This window comes from Nonomuraea sp. NPDC001684 (assembly GCF_053596515.1).
On record NZ_JBSFGJ010000338.1, the window covers coordinates 1 to 10180 of the forward strand.

The following is a 10180-nucleotide window of genomic DNA, read 5'->3' on the forward strand; positions in this document are numbered from 1 at the left end:
CGATCAGCGCCGCGGTCAGCGCCCAGAACCCGTAGCCGAGATAGCGGTGGACGCTGCCGGTGGCCAGGCCACGGGCGCCAGCCATCCGGGTGCCGGTCGAGGACGGCTCGATCACCGACCTGTCCGCGCAGCTCTCCAGGCCGGTCACCGCGCAGGAGGTGAACGACGCCTTCGCCGCCGCGGCTGAGGACGAGTTGCACGGCGTCCTGCGCTACAGCACCGCCCCGCTCGTCTCCCGTGACGTCATCGGCGACGCGTCCTCCTGTGTGTTCGACTCCCCGCTCACCCAGGCGAGCGGAGACCTGGTCAAGGTCTTCGGCTGGTACGACAACGAGTGGGGCTACGCCAACCGCCTGGTCGAGATGGCCCAGCGGATGGCGTGAGCCACGCCGACGATCAGCTCCGCCCCGGGCACAGCGCACGGTCACGTCCTGCTCCCAGGACAGCCCGTCGCGGCGATCCCGGTCATGGTCGCGGCCCCACGATTCGAGGCGCGCGGACGCAGGACCAAGGTCCTCCGCACGAGGGCCGTGCGGCACTTCAGGCGAGTCACCGGAAGCGGTGTGATGGAAGTGCGCAAGAGGATCAGGCGCCGCCAAGGAAAGGGGGCCGTCATGGCCACCACGATCGACAGGCCCGTCACGCACACGGGCGCCACCACCGCCGGACGCCGCCCGGTCGAGTACGTCTGGGCGGTCGCCCGGATCGCGATCGGCTGGATCTTCCTGTGGGCGTTCCTGGACAAGACGTTCGGCTGGGGGTTCGCCACCCCGGCAGGCAAGGCGTGGATCGCGGGCGGCAGCCCGACGACCGGCTTCCTCAAGGGCACCGGCGAGAACGCGCTCGGCGGGCTGTTCTCGACCCTGGCCGGACAGGCGTGGGTGGACTGGCTGTTCATGGCCGGCCTGCTCGGCATCGGCCTCGCGCTGGTCCTGGGCGTCGGCACCCGGATCGCCGCGATCACCGGCACCCTCATGCTGACCTTGATGTGGGCGGCCGAGCTCCCGCTGGCCAACAACCCGTTCCTGGACGAGCACATCATCTACGCCATCGTCCTGATCGGCCTGGCCATGACCGGCGCGGGCGGCACGCTCGGGCTGGGCAACCTGCCGATCGTCCGCCGCAACGCCTGGCTGAAGTAGTGCGCACCAGGACACGCCCACCCCCTCAGCACCCGGGGGTGGGCGTTTCGCTGTGCCCCGGCGGACATGCACGACAAGGACGAAGGTCCGTCGCATCCATGCCGTACGACTCCTGAACCGGGCGGGCGGCCCTGCTGTGCTGGGGGAGCTCCTGGAAGGAGGACGTCCTCATGGACAGACCGGCAGAGCCCGGACTGACGAGCCTGGAAGCGCAGCGACGGCTCCGGCTGCACGGGCCGAACCAGGTGGCCGGGCCGCGCGGACACCGCGGGCTGCGGCTGCTGCTGGCCCAGTTCACCAGCCCCATCGTGCTCATCCTGATCGCCGCCACGATCCTGTCGATGGTGCTCGGCGACCTGACCGACGGGTTCATCATCCTGGTGATCATTGTCGCGAGCGGCGCGCTCGGCTTCTGGCAGGAACACTCAGCCGGGAGCGCCGTCGACGCCCTGCTGGCCCGTGTCCGCGTGGAGACCGAGGCGATCAGGGATGGCCGCGAGGTGTCCGTGCCCGCCGAGGAAGTGGTCCCAGGCGACGTGCTGGTGCTGCGGGCAGGAGACATCGTCCCGGCCGACTGCGCCGTCGAACGTGCCCAGAGCCTGCTGGTGGACGAGTCGGCGTTGACCGGCGAGTCGTTCCCCGCCGAGAAGGGCGTCGCGGCCGAGCTGTACGCCGCCACCCACGTCGCCAGCGGTACCGCCACCGCGACCGTCCTGCGCACCGGCCGCGCGACCAAGTTCGCCGAGCTGACCGCCGAACTGGCCGGACACGACGTCACCACCCGCTTCGAGCGCGGCATGACCCGCTTCGGCCTGCTCCTCGTACGGGCGATGGTCGTGCTGGTCACCGCCATCTTCGTCGTCAACGTCGTGCTCGACCGTCCCGTCGTGGACGCGCTGCTGTTCTCCCTCGCGCTGGCCGTCGGCCTGACGCCGCAGCTGCTGCCCGCGATCGTGGCCGTCAGCCTGTCGGCCGGCGCCCGTAAGATGGCCGCCGAGCACGTCATCGTCAAGCGGCTGGACGCGATCGAGGACTTCGGCGCGATGACCGTGCTGTGCACCGACAAGACGGGCACGCTCACCGCCGGCGCGGTGCGGCTGGACCAGGCGACCGGAGTCGGCGGCGAGCCGAGCGGGGAGGTGCTGCGGCTGGCCCGCCTCAACGCCGGGCTCCAGCACGGCTTCGCCAACCCTCTGGACGAGGCCGTCCTGGCGGGCGCGCCGCCGCTCGACGCGGCGGCGCGGCTCGACGAGGTGCCCTACGACTTCCAGCGCAAGCGCCTGTCCGTGCTCGTGGACGAGGCCGGCGTCCCGACGCTGATCACGAAGGGCGCCCTGGAGTCAGTGCTCGCCGCCTGCACGACCGCCCGTACGGACGAGGGCACCGTGCCGCTGGAGGCGGTGCGCGAGGCGGTCATGGGACGTTTCGCCGAGTTAAGCCGCGATGGCTTCCGCGCGCTCGGCCTGGCCATCGCCGTCCTCCCCGGCCGCTCCACCGCCACCGTCGCCGACGAGAGCGGGATGACGTTGGTGGGAGTGCTCGCCTTCCACGACCCGGCCAAGGAGGGCACCGCCGAAGCCGTACGCGACCTGGCCGGCCTGGGCATCTCCGTACGCCTGATCACCGGCGACAACCGGCTGGCCGCCGAACGCATCGCCCGCGAGGTCGGCCTCGGCGGCGAGGTGCTGACCGGCGCCGACCTCGACCGGCTGGACGAGGACGCCCTGGCCGCCCGCGTCGCGGGCGGCCAGGTGTTCGCCGAGGTCGAGCCGCTGCACAAGGAGCGGATCGTCCGCGCGTTGCGCGCCTCCGGCGCCACCGTGGGCTTCCTCGGCGACGGCATCAACGACGCCCCTGCCCTGCACGCCGCCGACGTCGGCATCTCCGTCGACACGGCCGTGGACGTGGCCAAGCAGTCGGCCGCGATCGTGCTGCTGGACAAGGACCTGAAGGTGATCGTCGACGGGGTGCGCCTGGGCCGGCGCACGTTCGCCAACACCCTCAAGTACGTCCGGGTCACCATCAGCGCCAACTTCGGCAACATGCTCAGCATGGCCGCCGCCTCGGCGTTCCTGCCGTTCCTGCCGCTGCTGCCGCGCCAGATCCTGCTGCTCAACTTCCTGTCCGACATCCCGGGCACCACGATCGCCACCGACCAGGTCGATCCAGAGCAGCTTCGACGTCCCCGATCGTGGAACCTGAGCGGGATCCGCACATTCATGATCGTGTTCGGGCTGCTCAGCTCGGTGTTCGACATCGCCACCTTCCTGGTGCTCAGGCTGGGCCTGGACGCCGGCGCCGGCGTCTTCCGCACCGGCTGGTTCATCGAGTCCACGGCCACCGAGCTGGCGGTCATGCTCGTGCTCAGGACCGCGCGGCCGTTCTTCCGCAGCCGTCCGTCCAGGCCGTTGCTGCTGACGAGCGTGGCGGTGGCCGTGCTGACGGTGGCGCTGCCGTACACGCCGGTCGGCGGCCCGCTGGGCCTGGTGCCGCTGACGTGGCCGGTGCTCGGCGCGCTCGCCGCTCTGACCGTCCTGTACGTCGCGGCCAACGAAGGAGCCAAGCGCCTGCTCCGCCCGCTGCTCACCGCATGAGCCACCGGCGTCCGGGACCTTGGTCCCGGACGCCGGTGGCCTTGGACTGCGGCGGCCGCCGTTCCCTTCGGAGACAGTGAGAAGGGACATCGACGCGAAGGGGGAACCATGGATGCGTGGCGTGGGTTCGAGGGAGAGGGTTGGCGTTCGGCGCCGGACGTACGCGCCTTCATCCAGGCCAACTACACGCCGTACGAGGGTGACGCGAGCTTCCTGACCGGGCCCACGGAACGGACGCGGGCTGTGTGGGCGGCGGTGTCGAAGCTGTTCCCCGAGGAGCGCGAGCGCGGGGTCCTCGACGTGGACGCCTCGACTCCTTCGTCTATCACAGCTCACCGGCCCGGCTACATCGACCAGGAGCTCGAACTGATCGTCGGCCTGCAGACCGACGCGCCGCTGAAGCGGGCGATCATGCCCGCGGGCGGGCTGCGCATGGTCGAGAACGGCCTGGCCGCCTACGGCCACAAGCTCGACCCGGCCGTCAAGGAGATCTTCACCAAGTTCCGCAAAACTCACAACGACGCCGTCTTCGACGCCTACACCCCGGAGATCAGGCGTGCCCGCAAGGCCGGCGTCATCACCGGCCTGCCCGACTCCTACGGCCGAGGCCGCATCATCGGCGACTACCGCCGCGTCGCCCTGTACGGAGTGGACCGGCTGATCGAGGCCAAGCACGCCGAGCTGCGCTCCCTGGACGACGCCGACGCCACCGACGCCGTGATCCGCGACCGGGAGGAGCTGGCCGAGCAGATCCGCGCCCTGGACGAGCTCAAGACGATGGCCGCCTCCTACGGCCACGACATCTCCCTCCCGGCCGCCACCGCGCACCAGGCCGTCCAGTGGTTGTACTTCGCCTACCTCGCCGCGATCAAGGAGCAGAACGGCGCGGCCATGTCGCTCGGCCGCACCTCCACCTTCCTCGACATCTACATCGAGCGTGACCTCGCCGAAGGCCGCATCACCGAGGAGCGGGCGCAAGAACTCGTCGACGACTTCGTCATCAAGCTGCGCATCGTGCGCTTCCTGCGCACGCCGGAGTACGACCAGCTGTTCTCCGGCGACCCCACCTGGGTCACCGAGTCGATCGGCGGCATCGGCGCGGACGGCCGCCCGCTGGTGACCCGCACCAGCTTCCGCTACCTGCAGACGCTGCGCAATCTCGGCCCGGCTCCCGAGCCGAACCTCACCGTCTTCTGGTCGCCGCGGCTGCCGATGCCGTTCAAGCGCTTCTGCGCGGCCCTGTCGATCGAGACCAGCTCGATCCAGTACGAGAGCGACGAGCTGATGCGCCCCCGGCACGGCGACGACACCGCCATCGCGTGCTGCGTCTCCGCGGCGCCGGTCGGCAGGCAGATGCAGTTCTTCGGCGCTCGCGTCAACCTGGCCAAGACCCTGCTGTACGCCATCAACGGTGGTCGCGACGAGCTCACCGGCGAACAGGTCGGCCCCGCCCATCCGCCGCTCACCGGCGAGTACCTGGACCACGAACAGGTCATGGCCGCCTACGACCGGATGCTGGACTGGCTGGCCCGCACGTACGTCAACGCGCTCAACATCATCCACTACATGCACGACAAGTACGCCTACGAGCGCATCGAGATGGCCCTGCACGACTACCCGGTCAAGCGCACGCTGGCCTGCGGCATCGCCGGCCTGTCGGTCGCCGCCGACAGCCTGTCGGCCATCAGGCACGCACGGGTCAAGGTCGTCCGCGACGAGACCGGCCTCGCGGTCGACTACGAGGTCGAGGGCGAGTTCCCGGCCTACGGCAACAATGACGACCGCGCCGACGCCATCGCCGTCGACCTGGTCCGCTCGTTCATGGCGAAGATCCGGAGGCATCGCACGTACCGGGACGCCGAGCACACCCAGTCGGTGCTCACGATCACCTCCAACGTCGTGTACGGAAAGCACACCGGCAACACCCCCGACGGCCGTCGCGCGGGCGAGCCGTTCGCTCCGGGCGCCAACCCGATGAACGGCCGTGACCGCCACGGCCTGGTCGCCTCCGCGCTGTCGGTCGCCAAGCTGCCGTACGACCAGGCCCTGGACGGCATCTCCCTGACCAGCACCACCACCCCCGACGGCCTGGGACGCACCCCGGCGGAGCGGGTGGGCAACCTGGTCGGCGTCCTGGACGGCTACATCGACGCCGGCGGCTTCCACATGAACGTCAACGTCCTGACCCGGGCCGTCCTGCTGGAGGCGATGGAACACCCCGAGCGGTATCCGCAGCTCACCATCCGGGTCTCCGGCTACGCGGTCAACTTCGTCCGCCTCACCCCCGAGCAACAGCGCGACGTCGTCAACCGCACCTTCCACGGCTCGTTGTGAACGGTTCGGTCAGCTCCTGGGACCTGTCCACGGGGGTGGACGGGCCCGGCACCCGCTTCGTCGTGTTCACCGCCGGCTGCCCGCTGCGCTGCCAGTACTGCCACAACCCGGAGACCTGGCGGATGCGTGACGGCCACCAGGTGACCACCGACGAGATCATGGACGAGATCGGCAAGTACCGGCGCTTCCTCGCGGTCTCCGGCGGCGGGGTGACCATCAGCGGCGGCGAGCCGCTGCTGCAGCCCCACTTCACCGCCGACCTGCTGCGCCGCTGCCACGACAGCGGCCTGCACACCGCCCTGGACACCTCCGGCCTGCTCGGGGTCCGTGCCACCGACGCCATGCTGGCCGACACCGATCTGGTCCTGCTGGACATCAAATCCTTCGACCCGGCCACCTACCGCCGGGTCACGGGCGGGCCGGTCGAGCCCACACTGCGCTTCGCCCACCGGCTCGCCGAGCTCGGCCGTCCCATCTGGATACGGTTCGTCCTGGTTCCCGGACTGACGGACGCACCCGAGAACGTGGACGGACTGGCCCGTTTCGTGGCCGGGCTCGGCAACGTCGAACGGGTCGACGTGCTGCCCTTCCACCGCATGGGCCTCGCCAAGTACGAGCGGCTCGGCCTGCGCTGCCCGCTCGCCGGCGTCGAACCACCCGGCCAGGCACTCATGGACCGAGTCCACGCCCAGTTCCACGCCCACGGCGTCACCAGCCTCTGATCAGGCTCATGGACAACCACGTTCACGCGCCCTGTCCGTGCTCCGGGTGAACGGGGAGATCGTGGCCGACCACGGGATGACCGCCCGGGAGATCATCCTGCTCCTCCTCGCCGACCTCGACGTTGATGCCCACCTGCTGGGAGGGCAGGCTGCCTGCCTCGGATCTGGCAGAGCTCCGCCACCACAGGATGCTCCTGCGCGGTCCGCAGCGGAGACGGCTCGATCAGAGTCAACGAGTGAAGCAATTCGGGACGACGTGAGGCGACCACCAGCGCGACCACTCCGCCCTGCCGGTGCGTGTCTCTCAGAACTACTGTTGGCACAGGTCAGCGCCGTAAATGGTCGTCAGCGGGACGTCAGGTGCGTCAGCCGGGCCAGGTACTCCTCCGTCGATATCTCGCCGCGCGCGTAACGTTCGGCGAGCAGGTCGCGGGCCCGGTCCACGCGGACGGGGACCAGCCGCGTGGGGGAGGCGGCCCGGATGACGAGCCAGCACGCCGAGGCGAGCAGGGCGATCCAGAGGAGCAGCACCACGCCTCCGCCCATCCAGCCGATGCCGCTTCCCATATGGGTCAGCATGTCGTTGTTCATGGAAACCTCCTTTCCTCCAACGTCCAGCATCCGGGCCGGACGAGGTCAGGGGCGAAAGTCACACCTGGCGGGCCGTTCGGCACTGCGCTCCTGTCAAGCCCGGCGCGAGCCAGAGAGAGCAGAAGGGAGGAACGGGCGCTGAGGTTGACATGGAAGACGCGGTGGCGACGGCGGTCATGGGCGTGATCGCCGTCGTCTACGTCGTGTTCCTGCAGCAGGCCGACGTCTTCGTCCTCGGCAGCGTGCGCGGCGTCGCGAGCGTGATTCTGGTGCTCGGCGCGGTGCTGCTGTCGTGCCTGCGCCGGCCCCCGGGTGCCGTGGTCGTGGTCCCCCCCGGCGGGTCTCCGCGTCGCTCAGCCGGTGGACGCCGGTCTCGCCGTGGCGCGCTGAAGGTTCTCCAGCCCCCGGGCAAGCGCGAGGCCGGCTGCCGTCAGGGCACGCACCTGGTCCTCCAGCTCGTCGACCCGCTTCTTGAGCGTCAGCAGCTCGGCATCGAGTGCCGGCGACTCCATGAGCATCCGTGCGCCGATCATGGTGACTCACCTCTCCTTCGCCTTGCCGGTACAGACAACATGGTGGGTGTCCGGGCGCGTTCCGCATACCGGCGAACGTCACGGGACGGCGGGGACCAAAGGCATGCGCCACGGGTGGACCTTCTCCTCTATGACCGGCCGCTTGAGCGGAGTGTGCTGGCGGCACAGGAAACCATGAAGGGGGCCAAGATGATCGTCGTTGGGGTCGACGGCTCGGCATCCGCGTACGCCGCGGTGGACTGGGCGGCCGATGACGCCGCACGGCGCGGGCTGGACCTGCGCGTCGTCCACGTCCGCGAACCATGGGCGGCCGAGCACCCGCTCACCGCCGCCAGTGATCACCACACGCTGACGGAACGGGACGCCGAGCTGCTGAACGCGGCGGCGCGACGGGCGCGGGAACGGCGGCCAGGACTGCACGTGATCACCGCGCTGAGCACGGGCTCCGTGGCCGAGCGGCTGCGGCATGAAGCGCAGCACGCCGACGCGCTGGTGCTGGGAAACCGGGGTCTCGGCGGGTTCACCGGCCTGCTGCTGGGCTCGGTCGGCCTGACGTTGGCCGGCCATGTCCCCTGCCCTCTCGTCGTCGTCCGGGAGGCGACACCGGAGACGTTCGGCGAGATCGTGACGGGGTTCGACGGGTCGGCGGACGCCGAGGCGGCCGTCGCGTACGCGCTGGAGCACGCCCGTGCGGAGGGCGCGCGGCTGCGGGTGGTGTATGGCGTGCGGACGCCCACCCCGGCGCCCCAGCCGGTCGGCTACGGGCCGATTCCCTGGGGCGTCTCCGTCCAGGAGATCGGGCAGCGACTGGCGCCCTGGCGCAACAAGTACCCGGACGTCGAGATGGCCGAAGAGGTGGTGGCCGGGCATCCGGTCGCGGTGCTCGCCCGTGCTTCCCGCCACGCCGACCTGGTGGTGGTCGGCTCGCGCGGGCTCGGCGCGTTCGCCTCCGCCGTGCTCGGCTCGGTGAGTCACGGCATCCTGCACCACGCCCACTGCCCGGTCGCTGTCGTACGGGCGGGGAGCGTGCCGTCATGACCGTCGTCCTCGCGCCGCCGCACCTGACCGAGCAGGCTCGCCACGACTGGGACCTGCTGCAGGCCGAGACACCCGCCCCTCGCCCGTTCGACCCCGCCGAGGCGGAGCCGCTGCCCGAGCCGGCCCGGCGCTGGGTCCTGCATGCCATCGAGCCCGGCACGCCGCTGCTGAGGGCGGTGGTGCTGCGCATGCGCGGCGACATCAGGCTCGGCGACTGGCGGCGTTTCGAGGCCTCACAGGCGCTGGTGCCGATGGAAGGGTTCGTCTGGACGGCCAGAGCCTGGATGGGGCCGCTGCCGGTGAGCGGCTTCGACCGCTATCGCGCGGGAGTGGGGGAGATGCGCTGGCGGCTGCTGGGGACCGTCCCGGTGATGTCGGGCACCGGTCCGGACATCGCCAGGAGTGCGGCGGGACGGCTGGCGTGCGAGTTCGTCATGGCGCCCGCCGCGGCGCTCGACCCGCGCCTGCGGTGGAAGTCCCTCGACGAGGATCGGGCGATCGCCGTGGTGCCGGTCGGCGGCGAGGACTTCGAGGTGACGCTGACCGTCGCCCCGACCGGCGCGCTCACCGCCGTCACCGTCGAACGGTGGGGCAACCCGGACAAAGGTCCGTTCCGCAGCCACCTGTTCGGGGTGGAGTGCGGGCACGAGGCCACCTTCGACGGGTTCACCGTCCCGGCCCGGATGCGGGGCGGATGGTGGCCCGGGACCGGGCGGTGGGCCGATGGGGAGTTCGTCCGGTTCAGGGTCGAGGACGCGCTGTTCCGCTAGCGAGCAGGGCCCTTCGGCCCTCGCCCGGCTGACCTCCGGCCCTGCAAGGGACAGGGGCGGACGGGGTCCCATGAGGTGACGAAGGAGGGATCTCATGATCGTTGTAGGAGTCGACGGTTCCGTGAGCGCGCGGGCCGCTGTCGAGTGGGCCGCGAACGACGCCTTCCGGATGCGGCTGCCGCTGCGGATCGTGCACGCCGTGGACCGGTCGCCGTACCAGATCCACAGGTTCCCCACCTCCTGGCTGCCCGACGCGTTGGCCGGCGAGGGGCAGCGCATCCTGCGCGAGGCGGCGGCGCTGGCCCGCGAACGACAGCCCTCCGTCGAGGTGACGACACAGGACGTCGAAGGGCTGCCCGCCGCCGTCCTGCTGGATCAGGACAAGGAAGCCACCGAGATCGTGCTCGGCTGCCGCGGCCGCGGCGGGTTCGCCGGCGCGCTGCTGGGGTCGGTCAG

The 10180-nt window shown here is 70.8% G+C and carries 10 protein-coding genes; 8 read left to right on the forward strand and 2 right to left on the reverse strand.

The genetic code is table 11. The features are described from left to right. The first annotated feature begins 89 nt into the window (after positions 1-89). The 5 genes from ACWCSD_RS38410 to pflA all read left to right on the forward strand — a co-directional run bounded on the left by ACWCSD_RS38410 (position 90) and on the right by pflA (position 6792). The gene (locus tag ACWCSD_RS38410; protein WP_449922287.1) at positions 90-383 is read left to right on the forward strand and encodes a hypothetical protein; all 294 of its coding nucleotides are present in this window, start codon (positions 90-92) and stop codon (positions 381-383) included. Between the two features lie 231 nt (positions 384-614). After that, on the forward strand, positions 615-1142 hold the full coding sequence (locus tag ACWCSD_RS38415) for a hypothetical protein (protein ID WP_449922290.1): 528 nt from the start codon (positions 615-617) through the stop codon (positions 1140-1142). A gap of 170 nt (positions 1143-1312) precedes the next feature. Further along, positions 1313-3736: a magnesium-translocating P-type ATPase gene (mgtA, locus tag ACWCSD_RS38420; protein ID WP_449922292.1), complete on the forward strand. Its 2424-nt coding sequence runs from the start codon at positions 1313-1315 to the stop codon at positions 3734-3736. A gap of 108 nt (positions 3737-3844) precedes the next feature. Next, positions 3845-6070: a formate C-acetyltransferase gene (gene pflB, locus ACWCSD_RS38425; protein WP_449922294.1), complete on the forward strand. Its 2226-nt coding sequence runs from the start codon at positions 3845-3847 to the stop codon at positions 6068-6070. Beyond that, complete coding sequence (pflA, locus tag ACWCSD_RS38430; protein ID WP_449922296.1) at positions 6067-6792, forward strand: pyruvate formate-lyase-activating protein; 726 nt, start codon at positions 6067-6069, stop codon at positions 6790-6792. The genes pflB and pflA overlap by 4 nt, the downstream gene beginning before the upstream one ends. A 345-nt stretch (positions 6793-7137) precedes the next feature. Here pflA and ACWCSD_RS38435 read toward each other — a convergent pair whose 3' ends face one another. Then, the gene (locus tag ACWCSD_RS38435; RefSeq protein WP_449922298.1) at positions 7138-7383 is read right to left on the reverse strand and encodes an SHOCT domain-containing protein; all 246 of its coding nucleotides are present in this window, start codon (positions 7381-7383) and stop codon (positions 7138-7140) included. Between the two features lie 353 nt (positions 7384-7736). Then, a complete protein-coding gene (locus ACWCSD_RS38440; protein WP_449922300.1) occupies positions 7737-7916 on the reverse strand; it encodes a hypothetical protein in 180 nt (59 codons plus the stop codon). A 189-nt stretch (positions 7917-8105) separates the two neighbouring features. Between ACWCSD_RS38440 and ACWCSD_RS38445 the strand changes: the two genes are divergently transcribed. From ACWCSD_RS38445 to ACWCSD_RS38455, 3 genes are all read left to right on the forward strand, one after another. Continuing rightward, on the forward strand, positions 8106-8954 hold the full coding sequence (locus ACWCSD_RS38445) for a universal stress protein (RefSeq protein WP_449922302.1): 849 nt from the start codon (positions 8106-8108) through the stop codon (positions 8952-8954). Then, entirely contained in the window at positions 8951-9724 is a 774-nt protein-coding gene (locus ACWCSD_RS38450) for a DUF6544 family protein (protein WP_449922304.1), read from the forward strand. The genes ACWCSD_RS38445 and ACWCSD_RS38450 overlap by 4 nt, the downstream gene beginning before the upstream one ends. Before the next feature lie 94 nt (positions 9725-9818). Beyond that, positions 9819-10180 (forward strand): universal stress protein (locus tag ACWCSD_RS38455; RefSeq protein ID WP_449922306.1); only part of this gene is annotated, 362 nt, incomplete at its 3' end.

Coding starts and splice junctions, on each gene's coding strand:
- ACWCSD_RS38415 (WP_449922290.1), top strand. CDS start 615: ATGGCCACCACGATCGACAGGCCCGTCACGCACACGGGCGCCACCACC.
- mgtA (WP_449922292.1), top strand. CDS start 1,313: ATGGACAGACCGGCAGAGCCCGGACTGACGAGCCTGGAAGCGCAGCGA.
- pflB (WP_449922294.1), top strand. CDS start 3,845: ATGGATGCGTGGCGTGGGTTCGAGGGAGAGGGTTGGCGTTCGGCGCCG.
- ACWCSD_RS38435 (WP_449922298.1), bottom strand. CDS start 7,383: ATGAACAACGACATGCTGACCCATATGGGAAGCGGCATCGGCTGGATG.
- ACWCSD_RS38440 (WP_449922300.1), bottom strand. CDS start 7,916: ATGATCGGCGCACGGATGCTCATGGAGTCGCCGGCACTCGATGCCGAG.
- ACWCSD_RS38445 (WP_449922302.1), top strand. CDS start 8,106: ATGATCGTCGTTGGGGTCGACGGCTCGGCATCCGCGTACGCCGCGGTG.
- ACWCSD_RS38450 (WP_449922304.1), top strand. CDS start 8,951: ATGACCGTCGTCCTCGCGCCGCCGCACCTGACCGAGCAGGCTCGCCAC.